The organism is Streptomyces bauhiniae, assembly GCF_004784475.1.
Lineage (GTDB): Bacteria > Actinomycetota > Actinomycetes > Streptomycetales > Streptomycetaceae > Streptomyces > Streptomyces seoulensis.
The window spans coordinates 341,224-358,381 of record NZ_SRRT01000001.1 but is presented as its reverse complement, the minus strand read 5'-3'; the positions used below and the strand labels follow the sequence as shown (position 1 = coordinate 358,381).

18 protein-coding genes are annotated in these 17,158 nt (G+C 72.1%); 7 read left to right on the top strand and 11 right to left on the bottom strand.

Translation table 11 applies throughout. The annotated features are described in order from the left end of the window. Window positions 1-22 precede the first annotated feature (22 nt). Window positions 23-1,603, bottom strand: a complete 1,581-nt coding sequence (locus tag E5083_RS01775) for an acyl-CoA mutase large subunit family protein (protein ID WP_135783809.1) — start codon at window positions 1,601-1,603, stop codon at window positions 23-25. An 80-nt stretch (window positions 1,604-1,683) separates the two neighbouring features. On the opposite strand from E5083_RS01775, the gene E5083_RS01770 reads away from it, so the two are divergent. After that, entirely contained in the window at window positions 1,684-2,472 is a 789-nt protein-coding gene (locus E5083_RS01770; RefSeq protein ID WP_135783808.1) for a L,D-transpeptidase family protein, read from the top strand. A gap of 95 nt (window positions 2,473-2,567) precedes the next feature. Here the strand turns inward: E5083_RS01770 and E5083_RS01765 are convergent, their stop codons facing one another. Next, complete coding sequence (locus E5083_RS01765; RefSeq protein WP_135783807.1) at window positions 2,568-3,629, bottom strand: hypothetical protein; 1,062 nt, start codon at window positions 3,627-3,629, stop codon at window positions 2,568-2,570. Then, the gene (locus E5083_RS01760) at window positions 3,629-4,291 is read right to left on the bottom strand and encodes an RNA polymerase sigma factor (protein ID WP_135783806.1); all 663 of its coding nucleotides are present in this window, start codon (window positions 4,289-4,291) and stop codon (window positions 3,629-3,631) included. Before E5083_RS01760 ends, E5083_RS01765 begins: the two co-directional genes overlap by 1 nt. Before the next feature lie 306 nt (window positions 4,292-4,597). Between E5083_RS01760 and E5083_RS01755 the strand changes: the two genes are divergently transcribed. From E5083_RS01755 to E5083_RS01730, 6 genes are read left to right on the top strand one after another with little or no spacing between them, the layout of a single operon-like run. Beyond that, complete coding sequence (locus E5083_RS01755) at window positions 4,598-5,749, top strand: efflux RND transporter periplasmic adaptor subunit (RefSeq protein WP_135783805.1); 1,152 nt, start codon at window positions 4,598-4,600, stop codon at window positions 5,747-5,749. Further along, window positions 5,746-6,432, top strand: a complete 687-nt coding sequence (locus tag E5083_RS01750; protein WP_135783804.1) for an ABC transporter ATP-binding protein — start codon at window positions 5,746-5,748, stop codon at window positions 6,430-6,432. Before E5083_RS01755 ends, E5083_RS01750 begins: the two co-directional genes overlap by 4 nt. Next, window positions 6,429-7,685 (top strand): ABC transporter permease, encoded by a 1,257-nt coding sequence (locus E5083_RS01745; RefSeq protein ID WP_135783803.1) that lies wholly within the window; start codon window positions 6,429-6,431, stop codon window positions 7,683-7,685. The genes E5083_RS01750 and E5083_RS01745 overlap by 4 nt, the downstream gene beginning before the upstream one ends. A 10-nt stretch (window positions 7,686-7,695) precedes the next feature. Next, window positions 7,696-8,184, top strand: coding sequence for a cupin domain-containing protein (locus tag E5083_RS01740; protein ID WP_135783802.1), 489 nt, complete (start codon window positions 7,696-7,698; stop codon window positions 8,182-8,184). Further along, entirely contained in the window at window positions 8,181-8,576 is a 396-nt protein-coding gene (locus tag E5083_RS31060; RefSeq protein ID WP_167513430.1) for a hypothetical protein, read from the top strand. Before E5083_RS01740 ends, E5083_RS31060 begins: the two co-directional genes overlap by 4 nt. A gap of 60 nt (window positions 8,577-8,636) precedes the next feature. Next, a complete protein-coding gene (locus tag E5083_RS01730) occupies window positions 8,637-9,446 on the top strand; it encodes an efflux RND transporter periplasmic adaptor subunit (protein ID WP_135783800.1) in 810 nt (269 codons plus the stop codon). Between the two features lie 43 nt (window positions 9,447-9,489). Here E5083_RS01730 and E5083_RS01725 read toward each other — a convergent pair whose 3' ends face one another. The 8 genes from E5083_RS01725 to E5083_RS01690 all read right to left on the bottom strand — a co-directional run bounded on the left by E5083_RS01725 (window position 9,490) and on the right by E5083_RS01690 (window position 17,137). After that, window positions 9,490-11,106 carry a HAMP domain-containing sensor histidine kinase gene (locus tag E5083_RS01725; RefSeq protein WP_135783799.1) on the bottom strand — a complete coding sequence of 539 codons (1,617 nt, stop codon included), beginning with the start codon at window positions 11,104-11,106 and terminating at the stop codon, window positions 9,490-9,492. Next, a complete protein-coding gene (locus tag E5083_RS01720; RefSeq protein WP_244317350.1) occupies window positions 11,103-11,858 on the bottom strand; it encodes a response regulator transcription factor in 756 nt (251 codons plus the stop codon). Before E5083_RS01720 ends, E5083_RS01725 begins: the two co-directional genes overlap by 4 nt. Window positions 11,859-11,943: 85 nt before the next feature. After that, window positions 11,944-13,581 (bottom strand): CotH kinase family protein, encoded by a 1,638-nt coding sequence (locus E5083_RS01715; RefSeq protein ID WP_135783797.1) that lies wholly within the window; start codon window positions 13,579-13,581, stop codon window positions 11,944-11,946. After that, window positions 13,581-14,264 (bottom strand): DUF4956 domain-containing protein, encoded by a 684-nt coding sequence (locus tag E5083_RS01710; protein ID WP_135783796.1) that lies wholly within the window; start codon window positions 14,262-14,264, stop codon window positions 13,581-13,583. The genes E5083_RS01715 and E5083_RS01710 overlap by 1 nt, the downstream gene beginning before the upstream one ends. Further along, entirely contained in the window at window positions 14,261-15,094 is an 834-nt protein-coding gene (locus tag E5083_RS01705; RefSeq protein WP_244317378.1) for a polyphosphate polymerase domain-containing protein, read from the bottom strand. The genes E5083_RS01710 and E5083_RS01705 overlap by 4 nt, the downstream gene beginning before the upstream one ends. A 246-nt stretch (window positions 15,095-15,340) precedes the next feature. Next, window positions 15,341-15,742, bottom strand: coding sequence for a DUF6278 family protein (locus E5083_RS01700; protein WP_135783794.1), 402 nt, complete (start codon window positions 15,740-15,742; stop codon window positions 15,341-15,343). A gap of 121 nt (window positions 15,743-15,863) precedes the next feature. After that, window positions 15,864-16,376, bottom strand: a complete 513-nt coding sequence (locus tag E5083_RS01695; protein ID WP_135783793.1) for a hypothetical protein — start codon at window positions 16,374-16,376, stop codon at window positions 15,864-15,866. Window positions 16,377-16,468: 92 nt separating this feature from the next. Then, window positions 16,469-17,137: a DUF4328 domain-containing protein gene (locus tag E5083_RS01690; protein WP_135783792.1), complete on the bottom strand. Its 669-nt coding sequence runs from the start codon at window positions 17,135-17,137 to the stop codon at window positions 16,469-16,471. Window positions 17,138-17,158: the final 21 nt, after the last annotated feature.

Here is a 17,158-nt window from a genome sequence, read left to right as displayed (position 1 = left end):
GTCGCACGCGGACGTGGGCAGCTCAGCGGGCGTCCGGTGGCTGATACGTCCCCCACACCGACCGCAGCGTGTCGCAGACCTCGCCCAGGGTGGCCTCGGCGCGGAGGGCGCGTTTCATGGGTGGGAGGACGTTGGCCGTGCCCTCGGCGGCCTCGCGGAGGGCGAGGAGGGCCGTGTCGGTGGCGTGGGCGTCGCGATGGGCGCGGAGGCGGGCCAGGCGGTCGCGTTGGCGGGTCTCCAGGGCCGGGTCCACGCGGAGGGGGGTGTACGGCTCCTCCTCGTCCAGGCGGAAGCGGTTCACGCCGACGACGATCCGTTCGCCGGACTCCGTCTCGCGGGCGATCCGGTACGCGTTCCGTTCGATCTCGGCCTTCTGGTAGCCGAGTTCGATGGCCGCCTCCGCGCCGCCCAGTTCCTCGACCCGGCGCAGCAGCGCCAGCGCGGTCCGCTCCACGTCATCGGTGAGCCGTTCCACCGCGTACGACCCGGCGAAGGGGTCGACGGTGGCGGGCACGTCGGTCTCGTGGGCGAGGATCTGCTGGGTGCGCAGGGCGAGGCGGGCGCTCTTGTCGGTGGGCAGGGCGAGGGCCTCGTCGAAGGCGTTGGTGTGCAGGGACTGGGTGCCGCCGAGCACCGCGGCGAGCGCCTGGACGGCGACCCGGACGAGGTTGGCCTCCGGCTGCTGGGCGGTGAGCTGGACCCCGGCGGTCTGGGTGTGGAAGCGCAGCATCCACGACCTCGGGTCCCGCGCCCCGAACTCCTCCCGCATGATCCGGGCCCACATCCGGCGCGCGGCACGGAACTTGGCGACCTCCTCCAGCAGGGTCGTACGCGCCACGAAGAAGAAGGACAGGCGCGGGGCGAAGTCGTCCACGGCCATGCCGGCGGCGAGCGCGGCGCGGACGTAGGCGATCGCGTCCGCCAGCGTGAAGGCGATCTCCTGTGCGGGCGAGGCTCCGGCCTCGGCCATGTGGTAGCCGGAGATCGAGATGGTGTTCCAGCGGGGCAGCTCGCGCGCGCAGTACGCGAAGAGGTCGGCGGTCAGCCGCAGCGAGGGGCGGGGCGGGAAGATGTAGGTGCCGCGCGCGATGTACTCCTTGAGGATGTCGTTCTGGACGGTGCCGGTCAGGCGGTCGCCCGGTATCCCCCGCTCCTCGGCCACCAGCTCGTACAGGAGCAGCAGTACGGCCGCCGGGGCGTTGATCGTCATCGAGGTGGAGACCCGGTCCAGCTCGATCCCGTCGAACAGCTCCCGCATGTCCTCGACCGAGTCCACCGCCACCCCGACCCGGCCGACCTCGCCGCGTACGAGGGGCGCGTCGGAGTCGTACCCCATCTGGGTCGGCAGGTCGAAGGCGACCGAGAGGCCGGTGACGCCGTGGGCGATCAGGTCGCGGTAGCGGGCGTTCGACTCGGCGGCGGTGCCGAAACCGGCGTACTGACGCATGGTCCAGGGGCGGCCGGTGTACATGGTCGGGTACACGCCACGGGTGTAGGGGTACGCGCCCGGTTCGCCCAGCTCGGTGGCGGGGTCCCAGCCGGTCAGGGCGTCGGGGCCGTAGACCGGCTCGACCGGGGTGCCCGACTCCGACTCTCGCGCCATGGCTGCCTCCCGAGGGCTGCGGTCGCCTTCCACGATGCCTCGTTGTTCGGCGGCGGGCGCGCGGGGGAAGCATCCCCGGCATGAGGATTCCGGGGAGCACCGTCGCCCTGTTCGCCTCGGCCGCCGCCCTCGCCGTGGCGCTCGGAGGGTGCAAGCCGCCGCCGCAGGGGGCCGACGGGAAGCCGCAGTACCCGGTCCACTTCGACACGCCGTCCGCCCGGCCGCACACCACGACGCGGGCGGCCCTGTTCTCGCGCGGGGACAGCGGGACCGGCGTACGGGAGTTGCAGGCACGCCTGCGTCAGGTGGAGTGGCTGAACGACGGGCCGACCGGGGAGTACGACGACCTCACCGAGCAGGCGGTCAGCGGCTTCCAGGGCAAGCGCGGACTGCCCCGTACGGGCCGCGTGGACCACGTGACCTGGCAACGGCTGCTCGCGATGACGCACCGGCCGGGCCAGTGGGAGCTGTATCTGATGGGCGGCCAGCCCGCCGCCCCGCCCGACCCGCGCTGTCTGACCGGGCGGGTGCTGTGCGTGAGCAAGACCAGCCGGACCCTGCGCTGGATGATTGACGGCCGCACGCTCACCACGGTCTCGGTCCGCTTCGGCTCGCAGTACACCCCGACCCGCGAGGGTGTGTTCAGCATCTACTGGAAGTCCCGGCACCATGTGTCGACGCTCTACGACTCCCCCATGCCGTACGCCATGTTCTTCAGCGGCGGCCAGGCGATCCACTACTCCTACGACTTCGCGGCGCACGGGTACGCGGGCGGTTCGCACGGCTGCGTGAACGTGCGGGACGAGGGGGCGATCGCGTCGCTCTTCGCACAGGTGCGGAACGGGGACCGGGTGGTGGTGTACCGCTGAGCGGGGTTTCTCCCTGTGGGGGCGCGGGCGGGACCGGGGGAACGTGTCCCGCCCGCGCCAATGCACGAGCCTTGGGGTACGGGGGGAACCCCGGCTCAGTGCGACGGCCGATGACCAGTCGGCTCACTCAGTACTGCGCCGTCGCCTCCAGAAACGTCACACCTTTCCGAAACAAATTTTCGGAATTGGCAAAGTCGCAGGTCAGAGGGGATTTGGCGGGTCGACGGAAGGTTGAGGTGGAGGCGCGGGCGGGGGGTGCGGCCGTCGTCGTCGCCCTGGTTGTCGTCGTCCCGGCCGCCGCTCTTGTCCTCGCCGCCCGTGTCAGCCTTGCCGCCCGTGTCACCCTTGCCGCCCCTGCCGTCCGGGTCCCGGCGATCGAGGGTGCGGCCGTTCGCCTCGGCGGCGGCAAGCAGGGCCCGGCAGTAGACCTTGACCCGCGTCGGGCCGCCCGCGAGGCCCTCCAGGGTCCGCCGGTTCCCGGCGTCCGGCTCCCGGCCTTCCCGCAGGTCGCGGCAGGCGGTCGCGGCGGCCCACCAGCGGGCGGCGGGGCGGCGCGAGGGCGCGGCGGAGGGGGGCCGGCCGGTGGCTTCGCCGGTGCTGCCGGTCTCCTCGCGGGAGGCGTCGGGGGCCGGTGCGCGGGGTGTGACGTCCGGGGTGCCCGAGGTGCCCGGCGAGGGGGCCGGGGTCGCCGGGTCGCTGGGGCGGACCGGGGTCGCGGCGGCGGAGACGGAGGCGCCGGGCCGGGGGGCGTCGTGCCGGAACGGGCCGGGCAGCACCCCGCTGCCCGCAGCCACCGCGACCCCGCCCAGCGTGCCGGCGGCCAGCGCGGCGGCGAGACCGAACCGGACGGGCCGGCCCCAGCGGGAGCGGCGGGTACGGGGTGCGGGGGCGCCGATGCGGACGAGGCCGGCGTCGCCGTACCCGTACGCGCTCTCGGCGGGCACGGTCGCGCGGGCGTCCCGGAACGCGGCCAACGCGGCCTTCTCTCCGGGGAGTTCACCGGTCGCGGGCGCGCCCTGGGCGGCGAGGGTGCCGAGCAGTCCGGCGAGCCGGTCGGCGGGGACGCGCGCCTCGGCGTCGACGGCTTCCAACGGCTCACCGCGCAGCAGACGTTCCGACGTCTCACCGTCCAGCCACTTGTCGTGCTCGTCGGCCATCACATGTCCTTCTGCGTCCGCGTACGCGGATGCGTCACACTCGCGGACCGCACCGCGCCACCGCGCGGCGTCCGCTGGGGCGGGAGCGCGTCGAGCCCTCCCGCCGATTCCGGGTCGGCGCCGAGGAGTTCGGCCAGCCGCTTCAGCCCCCGGTGCGCGGCGGTACGGACGGCGCCCGCGCGCTTGCCGAGCGTCTCGGCGGCGGTCTTGGCGTCGAGCCCGACCACCACACGCAGCACGACGGCCTCGGCCTGGTCCTGCGGGAGGCGGGCGATGAGGGAGAGGGTGCCGTCGGTGGTCAGGGCCTCGATGGCCTCACCGGCGGTGTCCGACTCGGCGGCCCTGCCGGTCAGTTCGGTCTCGTCGCCGCCTATCAGGGGGCGGCGGCCGCGCATCCGTATGTGGTCCAGGGCGCGGTTCCGGGCTATGCGCGCGGCCCAGCCCCGGAAGCGGTCGGCGTCGCCGCTGAACCGGTCGAGGTCGCGGGCGATCTGGAGCCACGCCTCGGACGTGACGTCCTCCGCGTCCAAGTCGCCGACCAGCGTGCGTACATAGCCGAGCAGCCGTGGATGCACCGCGCGGTACACCGTACGGAACGCGGTCTCGTCCCCCGCCTGAGCCGCGCGCACCGCGGCCGTCAACTCCGCGTCGTCCCCCTGCACCGCACTCCCTTTACGCCCGTCACTCGGTCGGCGCGAAAGGCACGTTACGGCCTGAAACCGCTGCTCGTCCACGTCTGTGGAAGATGCAACTGACTCGTGACACGGGCCGGTGTGACATATGACGCGGCCATGACGCAGAACAACATGACGGACCGCCCGCGGTCCGCACCACGCAACGGCCGGAGTCTCTCCTGTGGGGGGTGGCGACTCCGGCCGTTGCTCTGGCGGTTCCGCGGCGCGTTCTCATATGGAACTCACATGTAAACGCTCTCGGAGCCACAGGCGGACAGGCCAGCCTTTCGGGCCATGGGATCTGTGATCAGAGGCCGGGCCGTCCTGGTCAACGGCGCGCTGGCCGTGCTGCTGGCCGGGGGCATCGGCCTCGCTTACGTGTCGCTCGGCGACGATGAGGCGACTGCCTCGGCCACCACGAGGAGTACGACGGTGATGCGCGGCGACCTCACCGCGTCGGTGTCGGCGTCCGGTTCGGTGGAGAGCGCGACGCAGCGGGCGCTGGCCTTCACCGGCTCGGGAACTGTGACCAAGATCTACGTCGAGGTCGGTACCACGGTGAAGAAGGGCCAGAAGCTGGCCGAGCTGGACCGGACCGAGGCGCAGGAGCAACTCGACTCCGCGAAGGCGGAGTTGGCCGTGGCCGCCGAGGCGGACACCAGCACCTCGCAGGGCTACGCGAGCTATGTGCAGGCGAAGAACGCCGTGAGCACCGCGCAGCGGGCGCTCGACGGGACGGTGCTGTACGCGCCGTTCGCCGGGACCGTCACCGCCGTGAACGGGAGCGTCGGTGACTCCGCCTCGGGCTCCTCGGGGTCCGCCGGCTCCACGGGCTCCTCCTCTTCTTCGTCTTCTTCCTCTTCCTCTTCTTCGGCTTCTTCGTCGAGTGGTTTCATCGATCTCGCCGACCCCGGAAAGGTGCAGGTGACGGGGGACTTCACCGAGTCGGACGCCACCCAGCTCAAGGTCGGGCAGGAGGCGGCGGTCACCTTCGCCGCGCTGTCGGGCGTCACGGCCCAAGGTGAGGTGGCCGCGATCGACAGCACGCCGACCACCGAGAACAACGTCGTCACCTTCGCGGTGACGATCACCCTGAAGGAGAAGCCCGCGCAGGTACGGATCGGGCAGACCGCCAGCGCGACGGTCACCGTCTCCCGGGCCGAGGACGCGCTGTACGTGCCGAGCGCCGCGGTCACGAACGCGGGCGGGCAGAGCACGGTGACGGTGCTCGAGAACGGCCGGCCGGTCGTGAAGACGGTGACCGTGGGCATCGCCGGCAGTACGGGCACGGAGATCAAGTCCGGCCTGGAGGAGGGCGAGCAGGTCCAGCTCACGGTCTCCACCGGCACGAGCGGCAGCGGCTCGCAGATGCCGGGCGGCGGCTTCGGCGGCGGTATGGGCGGCGGCATGGGCGGCGGACGCGCCCAGGGCGGCGGTGGCCGGTGAGCACCCCCGTCATCGAGGTCCGCGACGTCACCAAGGTCTACGGGCAGGGTGAGACGGTCGTCAACGCGCTGCGGGAGACCAACCTGACGGTCGAGCAGGGCGACTACGTGGCGATCATGGGACAGTCCGGTTCCGGCAAGTCCACGCTGATGAACATCCTGGGCTGCCTGGACGTGCCGACGGACGGGCGCTACTTCCTGGACGGCACGGACGTCAGCGGGCTCAGCGAGCGGCAGTTGTCGATCCTCCGGAACAGGAAGATCGGGTTCATCTTCCAGAGCTTCAACCTCATACCCCGGATGACGGCCCTCGCCAACGTCGAACTCCCCCTCGCCTACGGCGGGGTGAAGGCGGCCGAGCGGCGCAGGCGGGCACGCGCGGCACTGGACCTGGTCGGGCTCTCCGAGCGGACCGGTCACGAGCCGAACGAGCTGTCCGGCGGACAGCAGCAGCGCGTAGCCGTGGCACGCGCGCTGGCCACCGCGCCGTCCCTGCTCCTCGCCGACGAGCCGACCGGCAACCTCGACAGCAAGTCGACCCTCGACGTCCTCGATGTCCTCGACCAGCTCTCGGCGTCCGGCCGCACCATCGTCCTGATCACCCACGAGGACGAGGTCGCCAAGCGCAGCAAGCGGGTGATTCGCCTGGTCGACGGCGAGATCGTGGAGGACCGCAGACAGTGAACCCCTTCGAGATCCTCAGGTTCGCCCTGCGCGGCCTGGGCGCCAACAAGCTCCGCAGCGGGCTGACGACGCTGGGCATCCTCATCGGCGTCGGCGCCGTCATCCTCCTGGTGGCGGTCGGCAACGGCTCCTCCCGGCAGATCCAGGACAGCATCGCCCGGCTGGGCGCGGGCGCCCTGACCGTGTCGACCTCGACCACCGGTCAGGGCGGCGCAGGCCGTCAGGCCGGCCCGGGTGCCGCGGGTGGACAGCAGACGGGCACCGGGCCGCGCACCCAGGCCAGGAAGCTGACGGTGGAGGACGCCAAGGCGCTGGTCGACCCGGTGAGCACACCCTCGGTCGAGAGCGCCTCCCCGGTGGTCAACGCCAGCTCCCAGACCACCACGTACCTGACGGCCAGTCACAGCATCGGCCAGTTCGTCGGCAGCGACTCCGCGTACTTCAAGGCGAACAACAAGACGCTCCGGCGCGGTTCGCTCTTCACCGCCGCACAGGTCGCCTCCGGTGCCAAGGTCGCCGTCATCGGGCAGACCGTCGCCGAGGAGCTGTTCGGCCGGGTCGACCCGATCGGCAAGAGGATGAACGTCAACGGCGCCTTCTTCACCGTGATCGGGGTCCTCGCGGAGTCCGGCTCGTCCTCCAGCGGCTTCCAGGACGCCGACGACACCGCCATCGCGCCCTACACCGCCGTCCAGGGCACGCTCACCAGCTACGGCGCGCTCAGCCAGATCGTCGTCCAGGCCAAGACCCCGGACGCGGTCGACGCGGCGCAGGCCGAGGTCACCACGGTGCTCGACCAGCGGCACGGCACGACCGACTTCCAGGTCTTCAACCAGGCCAGCCTGCAGTCGGCCGCCGCCGAGTCCAGCGAGACCTTCACCGTCCTGCTCGGTGCGGTCGCGGCGATCAGTCTCCTGGTCGGCGGCATCGGCGTCACCAACATCATGCTCGTCACCGTCACCGAACGCACCCGCGAGATCGGCATCCGCAAGGCCATCGGCGCCCCCAGGGGAGCCATCCTCGGCCAGTTCATCACCGAGGCCACCATTCTCTCCCTGATCGGCGGCGTCCTCGGGGTCGTCGCGGGCGTCGTCAGCAGCCGGTTCGAGATCGTCGGCGTGCAGCCGGTGATCGCCCCCTGGTCGATCGGCCTCGCGCTCGGCGTATCGGTCGTCATCGGCCTCTTCTTCGGCAGCTACCCGGCCAACCGTGCCGCCTCGCTGCGCCCCATCGAGGCGCTGCGTCATGAGTGAGGACAGATCCTTGAACCAAGACACCGACATCCTGGCCGACTCCCCGTTCCCCGGGGACCTCGACGCCGAGCTCGAGTCGGCGCCCGCGCGCAGGCGTCCGCCCGGGGCGGCGCTCTTCCTGATCGCGGGAATCGTGGCCGTCTGCGGGTTCATCGGCGGCGTGTACGCGGAGAAGGGCGACGACACCGCCTCCGCCACTCGGCCCGGCGGCGGTCAGATGCCCGGCGGCAGGTCGCAGGGAGGCGGGTCGGGCTTCCCCGGCGGAGGCGGCCTGGGAAGTGGCGGCCAGGGCGGTGGCGGCCAGGGCGGTGGCGGCCAGGCGCGCCAGGGAATGTCCTTCGGAACCGTCAGCAAGATCAAGGACGGGGTGGTGGAGGTCACGACACAGGACGGCAAGACCGTCGAGATCAAGACCGGTGACTCGGTCGTCCTCCGGCCCCAGGGCTCCGGCCAGGGCTCCGCGCCGGCCTCCGCCCCGACCGGAGGAGCACCGGAATGATCAGGACCAGGCGGATTCTGGGCGCGGCCGCGATCGTGGGCGTCCTGCTGGCCACGGTCGCCTGCGGCAGCGACAAGGCCGGACAGCAGCCTTCCGACGACTCCATGCAGGCATTCCAGGAGTGCCTCGGCGAGCACGGCGTGACCATGCCCGACCGGGGTGGACAGCGGCCCGAAGGCGCCCCCGGCGGACGCCCGTCCGGCGCGCCCGGCGGACGGCCGTCCGGCGCCCCGAGCGGGATGCCGGAAGGCGCGCCGTCCGGGACCCCGTCGGGGCGGCCCTCGGGCATGCCGAGCATGTCGGCGGAGCAGCAGGAGGCCATGCAGGCGTGCGCGTCCCTGCGGCCCCAGCAGGGCGGGTCCGGCGGCGACGGCTCGCGGAACGGAGGCTGACCGGTGGCGGCAGGGAACAGACGTCGGACGACGACAGGGAAGGGACGCCGGAAGGCCGCCGTGTACGGCGTGCTCGGCGCCGTCCTGATGGGCGGCGGGTTCATGACCGTCCGCGCCGAGGGCAGCACCGCCGCCCCATCGGCCGCAAAGCCCTCCACCACCGTCCCCGACGTGGAGGTCAGCACGGACCCGTCCGCCTCCGGGACGCTGGAGAGCCCCAGCACCCGCACACTGTCGTTCGCGACCGGAGGAACGGTGACGACGCTCAAGGTGAAGGCCGGTCAGAAGGTCGAGAAGGGCGACGTCCTGGCCCAGGTCGACTCCACCGGGGCCGTCGAGAGCAGGACGGCCGCCTACTGGTCCTACCTCTCCGCCTCCCAGGAGCTGAACGAGGCCGGCGAGGAGGGGTACCGGAAGGCGTACGCGTCCTATGTGAAGGCCCGCAACGCCTACCGCGAGGCCCAGCGGGCGGTGGAGGGCACGAAGATCGTCGCCCCGTTCGCCGGGACGGTGACCACGGTCGACGCCGAGGCCGGGCAGACGGTGTCCCAGGGGGCCGCGGTCCTCACCCTCACCGACCTGTCCCAGTTGCGGGTCAGCGCCGACTTCACCGAGGCCGACATCGCCGAACTGAAGGACGGCCAGAAGGCATCGGTCACCCTGGACTCCTCGGGCACCACGGTCCAGGGCCGGGTGACCTCGGTGTCGCCCGTACCCGTCACCACGGACAGCTCGGGCGGCACCGGCCAGGCAGGCGGTGGACAGCAGTCCTCAACCCAGGTGGTCCGCTACACCGTCCTGGTCGACCTGGACGACCTTCCCGCGACGGCCCGGGCAGGCCAGGCGGTGACCGTCGAGGTGCACGTCTGACGTGTCGGGTGGCCGGGGCCCCACGCGGGCCCCGGTGGTGGGGTCACGTGGGACGCGGAGCGCGGTGCGCCTCGTCCGCGTGGCCCTCCGGCGCGGCCGTCGCGTCGGGCAGGAGCAGGCGGAAGGCGCAGCCCTCGCCGGGGCGGTTGTCCAGTTCGAGACGTCCGCCGTGCGCCGCGGCGATGGCGGCGGCGATGGCGAGCCCGAGGCCGGAGCCCGGCTCGCGGTCGGCCCTGAATCCCGGTGCGCCCGACCGGTCGTGAGGGGTCGCGCGGTAGAAGCGGTCGAAGACGCGGTGGGCCTCGTCCGGCTTGATGCCGGGGCCGTCGTCGGCGACCTCGACCACGCAGACGGGTGTGCCGGGCGGCAGGGACCGGCCGCTGCCCGGGGCACCGCCTGCGGTGACCCGGGTGAGGCCGACCCTGACGCGGACGGCGGCCTCGGGGGGCGTGTGGACGGCGGCGTTGGACAGCAGGTTGCCCAGGACCTGGGCGAGCTGGTGGGGATCGCCGGGCGTCTCCACGATGTCGAGTTCCCCTCCGGTCCCGGCGCCCGAGGGCTCCCCCGCCCCGGCGGTTCCGGGGGGTCCGGGAGGGGCCGGGAGCGGTTCCAGGGTGACCGTGCGGTGGGGATGGCGTATCGCGGTGGTGGCGATGGCGTCGGCCGCGAGGGAGAGCAGGTCGACGGGTTCGCGGTGGGTCACGGGCGCCTCGCCGAGCTTGGCGAGGAGGAACAGGTCGTCCACCAGGCGGCTCATGCGGTCGGCGTTGTGGGCGATCAGGGCGTGCGCCTCGTGGCGCCGCCCGGCGGCCATGTCCGGCTCGTCCAGCAGGAGTTCCGCGAAGCCCTGGATGGCGGTGAGCGGCGTGCGCAGTTCGTGTCCGGCGTCGGCCATGAAGTGCCGCAGCCGCGCCTCGGAGGTCTCCGTGCGGTGCAGGGCGGTGCGCAGCCGGTCGAGCATGGTGTTGAGGGCCAGGCCGAGCCGGCCGACCTCGGTGTCCGGGTCCGCCACGGGGACGTTGAGCTCCAGGGCACCCCCGGTGATGTGCTGGGCGGTGTGCTCGACCCGGGTGAGCGGGCGCAGTCCCAGGCGGACGGCGCCGTTCCCGAGGACGACGACCCCCACGGCGACGGCGGCCCCGAGGGCCAGGCTGAGCCAGAGGAGTTTGGTGGTGGCGCCGTCCACGGTGTCCAGCGGGAGGGCGACGACGGCGCGCATGCGGTCGGGCCCCTCGTAGGCCACCACGCGCCAGCCGGAGCCCGACGCGCCGCCCTCGGCCGGGAGGGTGCTCGGCCGCCCCATGGTCAAGTTCAGGTCGGCCTTGCGCGCCGGGAGCCGGGGGCCGGGGCTCTCGCCGCTTCCCAGGGAGGTGCGCAGCAGGTGCCCGTCCCGGTCGTAGAAGTAGACGCGGTAGTCCGAGGGCAGGGTGTCGTCCGGCCTGGGAGGCTGCGGCGCCTTGCCCGTGCCGGCGTCCCCGTAGACCCGGCCGGGAGGACGGAAGTGGGCGAGCCGGTCGTCCACCTGGTCGGTGAGCCAGCCGCGCAGCACGGTGAGGCCGGCGAGCTGGCACAGCAGGACGGCGCCGGTGGCGAGGAGCGCCGCGATCAGGACGAGACGGCTGCGCAGGGAGCGCGGCCGCAGCCGGCGCAGCCGCCTCACCGGCCGGCCGTACGCGGCTCGTCGCGCGGCAGCCGCAGGCAGTACCCGACCCCGCGCACGGTGTGGATCAACGGGGTCGCGTCCTGGTCGAGCTTGCGGCGGAGGTTCTTGACGTAGGTGTCCACGATCCGGGTGTCGCCGGAGAAGTCGTACTGCCAGACCTGCTGGAGGATCTCGGCCTTCTCCACCACGCGCTCGGGCTGGGCGAGGAGGCAGGCCAGGAGCCGGAACTCCGTCGGGGACAGCTTCAGCAGCCGGCCCGCGCGGACCACGTCGTGGCTGTTCTGGTCGAGAGTGAGGTCGGCGTACCGCAGGGACGGCCGGCCCTCGTCCGCGGCGGGCGGGGTGTTGCTGCGGCGCATGATGGCGCGGATGCGCAGCAGGATCTCCTGGACGTGGAAGGGCTTGGTGACGTAGTCGTCGCCGCCGGAGCTCAGCCCGATGATGCGGTCCTCGACACCGGCCCGGGCGGTGAGGAACAGCACCGGCGTGTAGACGCCCTGGGCCCGCAGCTCGCGGATGACCCGGAAGCCGTCGGTGTCGGGGAGCATGACGTCCAGGACGATCAAATCGGGCCGCCGGCTGCCCGCCTCGAACATGGCCTCCTGCCCGGTGCCCGCGCTCACCACGGCGTACCCGGCCGCGGTCAGCGCCGAGGACAGCAGGGTGCGGATGCTGGCGTCGTCCTCCACGACCAGGACGGTGTGCCGGGCGCCGACGGGCGCGGCCGGCAGGTTCAGGGGGGCGTTCACGTTCTCGGCACCTCGGCGGTACGGGCGGCGCAGCCGCGGTGGGGCGGCTGCGGTGCGTGCGGCGCGATGATAGGCGGGCATCCTGTCAGCCGGTCACCTCCTTGTCCTTGGCCAGAGCCGCGGAGCGGTCGGTGACGGTCTTGGTGAGCTTGCTCACGGCGGTGTCCAGCTCCTTGGAGCCGGCGCCCGCCGCCCGGGCCTGCCCGGCGATCGCCCTGACGCTGTCCGCCGCCGTGCCCGAGGCATAGAACTCCTGGTACAGCTCGCGGTACGCCTTCTTGTAGACGGAGTCGAAGGCGTCCAGGGCCAGGAACTTGGTCTTCAGGACGTGGGACATGCCGCCCCTGCCCCCGCCCGGGCCGCCCTCCCGGTCGCCGCCGGCACCGCCGGGCGCGCCCTCCGGCATCCCTTCCGGCATCCCTTCGGGCATGCCTTCGCCGCCGGGCGCGCCTTCCGGCATCCCCTGGGGCATGCCGCCGCCCATGCCGGTGGAGTCGTCCGGTCCGGCCGTCGCGTCCCCGCTGAAGGTGAGGTTGTAGTCCCAGCCGAGCACGGAGAACTTCTTGGTGTCCAGGTCGTACCAGAGGAGGTAGTTCTTGCCGGGTCCGGCGATGTCGTCGAAGTTCAGCAGCAGGTTCTGCGAGGCGACGTAGCGGGCCAGCGAGGCGACGTCGACGTACTTGTGGAGGTCGCGGGCGAACTCCTCGTCCGACGCGCCGTCGGCCCACTTGATGAGCTTCATCACCGGTTCGAGGTCTTGGCTGCCCTTCTTGTTGAGCTGCTTGAAGGAGCTCTCGTACTCGCTGGGGTCGTCCCCGCGGTACTCGAAGCTGCCGCTCGCCTTGGCCTTGTACAGCACGCCGTTGCCGTCGGCGATGTCGTCGGCGTAGTCGGTGTCGGGTGCCTCGACCATGAGGCGGGCGGCGGAGGGCCGGTTGTTCACCTTCAGCTCGGTGAAGGTGTACCGCTCGGCCTTCTGCCCGCTCTTCCCGGTCAGCGAGAGGGACAGCGCCTCGTTGAGGGGGACCTGCGCGTTGGCGCCGGGACGCAGCGAGATCTCCCGCTCGCCCTGATAGGCGCGGCCCTCGACGTACTCGTCGATCTTGACGAGCCAGGGCAGTTCCTCGGGCTTGTCCGCGGACAGGTCGTACTGCGTCATCCCGCCGAAGCCGCCACCGGCTCCGCCGCCGGGCTGAGCGCCGCCGGGCTGCCCGCCGCCGGGCTGGCGGCCCTTGCCCCCGGCCGCGCCGCCGGCGCCGGCCGGGGCGCCCTGCGGGGCGCCGGGCATCTGCCGGCCGCCACCGGGCATGCCCCGGTTGCCCCGCAGGGACGACAGCGTGGAGTTCCCCTTGAGACGGATGCCGACGTCGTTGAGGTAGACGCCGTCGAGGACGAGGTCGGCCTCGATGTAGTCCTTGGTCCCGTCCTCCTTGAACTCCTTCATCATCTTGTCGAAGTCGGTCTGCTTGTAGGTGAGCTGGATCGAGTGCGCCTCGGAGGTGTCGTACAGGCCGACCGTCCCCTTGACGTCCTCGGTGATGGGGTCCCCCTCGACGCGCGAGGAGGACGTCACGTACGGGGAGATCCGCGCGTCACCGAGGAACCCGACCATCGCGGCGAGCCCGACGCCCAGCGCCGCGGCCGGCTTCCAGTGGTGGCGCAGCCGGACGGGCAGCCGGTCCTTCAGCCGCCTCCCGCGCTGCGCGGTGGTCTCGCCGCTCATCACAGGTCCGTCGTGTCGTAGCCGGTCAGCACGGTGACCCGCTGGCCGGACGTACGTTCCTGCAGCGCGCCGACCAGGTCACCGGGCTCGGCCCCCGTCTTCAGGCGCACCGTGTAGAAGACCTCCGTCAGGGCGCCGCCGCGGATCGTCTCCGTGCTCACCAGCTCGAACTCGCTGGTGTACTTGATCAGCACGTCACGGATCTGCGGCGTGTAGTCCTCGCCGGCCGGGACCTGGACCTTGACGACCTGCCGCTGCACGTTCAGCGCGAACCAGTTGAACTTGAACATCACCAGGACGACCGCGCAGATGACGACGGCGCCAACGGCGGCGAGCGTGTAGAACCGGGCACCGCAGGCCATGCCGATCGCCATCGCCAGGAAGATGAAGCCGACGTCCCTGGTCTCCTTGACCGCGTTCCGGAAACGGACCACGGACAGGGCGCCGACCAGCGAGAACGCGCGGGCCAGGTTCGAGCCGACGACCAGCATGATCAGGGCGACGATCATGCCGACGATGACCAGGGTCTGCACGTAGGACTGGCTGTAGGAGACGTTGCGGTGCGTGTACCGGTACACGTAGCCGATCAGCGTGGACAGGATGAACGACAGCGCCATCGCCGCCACGACATCGGCGACGCTGAACGTCCCGCTGAGTTCCTGCAGATCGAGATCGAAGTTCACTGGGCTCCTGCCTTCGCCGGTGCGTCCTGGGGCGCCGGCTGCTCGTGTAGGGGGGTGGTGGGGGGCGGCGGACAGTCCGCCTCGTCGACGTGGAAGACCGAGCGCGGGGCCAGCCCGAACGCCTCGACCGACTGCACGTACTTCGAGATCCGGACGAGGTTGAGGTTGCGCCGGGCGGCCAGATCGGTGATCCAGTGCGGGGTGCGCTCGTTGACCTTGATCTCCATGACCGACATGTGCGGCGGGATCGTGAACCGGTTCTCCGGTGTCGCGGTGCCGAAGTGGAAGTCGCGGTCCCGGCCGCGGATGCGGCGGTCGAAGGTGACCCGCAGGCCGGTGTCGGCGGCGCGGCCGACCAGGGCCTCACGCTGGTATCCGGTGAGCGCGGTGGGCTGGAGGTTCAGCCGCACGATCAGTTCGAGGACCTCTTGGACGAAGGCGCTCTCCTTCGGCGAGTGGTCCACCATCTGCCGGCCGTCGCACAGTTGGCGCGCCACGCCGTAGGGGAGGGTGATGCGGCGCTTCTGCGTGACCCGGTTGACGCGCTGCTTGATCTCCACGCACACCGGCGAGTCGTCGGTGACCTGGTCCAGATCCCCGTAGTGGCGGACGCGCAGCTTGCGGCGGAACTTCAGACCCTCGATCTTCTCCCAGTAGAACCGGAGTTGAGGGGTGTCGTAGTACAGGCTCCACACGCCGTACCCGCCGACCGGGCTGTACAGGTCCCGGTCCATCCGCTCGGCGAGTTCGTCGCGGATCTCGGCCGCCTGCTCCACCGGGACCAGGTACTTCAGTTCGAACCGGTTGAACGCGTGCAGCCGACTGGCCACGTGCAGCGGTTCTTCGCCGACCGGGTCCCCGCCGACCTTGTCGGCCCCGCCTTCCGCTGTCCGGCTCTCGCGCGCCGCGGCTGCCCTCGACAGGAACACCATGCGCCTCCTTGCTCATACGTTGCGGACCGACCGGCCTCGTACAAGCAACCAACGGCGCATGAGGAGCCCATGAGAATCACGGGTTGATTTCAGGAGTCTTCGAGGGGACCGAAAGGTGAACGGGAGGTGTCGTCACCGGCCGGCTCAGCGGACCCCCGCCGCCTCCCGGTACAGCCCCCGGAGGGAACCCTCGCCGGTGAAGGCCAGGTGGGCCTCCTCCAGGGGGTCCCAGAGGCGGCCGTCCGGGGTACGGAGCCAGGGGGTGTCGGCCGTGGCGTGCCACTGCGCGCCCGTCTCGCGGGCGATGACCTCGCCCGCGTACGCGCCGAAGCCGCGGAGGACGTGGGCGACGGCCTCGTACGGGGGGTGGTCGTGGCGGAGTTCCTCGATCACGCGGTCCAGGCGCCCGAGGCTCCGGGGGGAGTAGTCGAGGCGGAGGCGGGCGCCCTCGCGCATGGTGGCGACCGTGTCCGCGGCCCACCGTGCGGGGCGTGCCGCGGCGGCGGGGCGGTAGTCCGTCTGCGTCGTTGCGTACTGGGTAGTCACATAGGGGTTAGCGGTCCTGGCCCGTCGCGCGTCACACGGATTCGGCGGCCTTTCGGCAACCGGCGCAGGACCGCCCCAACCTGCCGACAGGACGGACACAGAACCCACCCCGAGTCCAGGTTTAAGCCTGTGCCCGCGCCCGCCGCGACACCACCGCCCGCAGCACCCGCCGCCCCTCCCCCGACACGTCCAGCGCCCGCCGCAACCCCTGCGGGCCGTGCTCCGCGAGGAGTTGGAGGACCACCGTCTGCCGGCCCAGCTCGGCCGCGACCAGCGGCAGCTCCTCATCGGCGGACCCGGAAGAAGGGTCCAGCAGCCGGTGCACCCGCAGCGAAGCCGCCGAGCACGCCTCGGCCCACTCCCGCAGCGCGTCCCCCTCCCGCTGGGCCGGAGCCGACAGCAGCATCCCCCGCGCCACCCCCGCCGCCTCGGAACCGGGCTCCACCGCGTCCAGCGCCGCCCGCACCTTCGCCAGGCTCTCGGACCAGTCGGAGCCGTCCACGAGATGCGCCCACAACGGGCGCAGCAACTCGTCGTCCTCGACGAGCAGGGACACGCACCGATCCGAACAAGCCAGCCCGCTCGCGGCCAGCCCGCGTGCGTCGGCCTGCGCGATCAGTTCCTCCAGGCTCATGGAATGCCTCCCTCGCCTGGGCACCGCCTGTACGGAGCCCGCATTTCCCCTTACTGCGTGCGACGGGCCCGGAGTGTCACAGTCACCGCTTTTCAGCCAAGCACGGCGGACGGCAGTGAGGGCCCCCGGAGGGCCTTCTCGTGCTGCATCCGGGTCAGCCGAAGGACCACCACGGCGGCCAGCGCGGCGGCGACGAGGTCGATGCCGTCGGCCACCGCGAGCATCCCGGCCCCGGACTCCACCCGCAGCAGCCGGTCGGCGATCAGCCCGGCCACCCACGCCGTCCACCACAGGTCGACCAGACCGTGCCCGCTCGGCCGCCCCTGCGGCGCGCTGGCGTCCCACGCGTCCAGGACGATCCGGCGCGGGAACCAGAAGTTCACGAACGGGATGAACCAGCCGCCGATCGTCCACCACCGCGCCTTGCTCTGCGAACTGGCGTCGAACACCTCGGCGTTGACCCGCACCCGCCACAGCCAGCACAGGTACACGACCGCCGTGGCGAGCAGCAGGACCCCCTGCACGATGCCGACCACCGCCATCGCCCGGCTGGACGGCAGCCACCAGTCGCCCCAGAGCGAGACCACGTCACTGGCCCCGATCAGCCCCAGCATCACCACCGTCGCCCGCCCCAGCCCCACCGGCGAGCGCAGCGGCGGACCCGGCGGCACGAAGGGCGCGAAGGAGTCGGCCGGCGCGCAGCGGGCGCACCGCGTCTCCCCGGTGACGGCCTCGGTGCTGTGGCAACTGGCGCAGATCATGAAGGAGTTCCCCCCGGTACG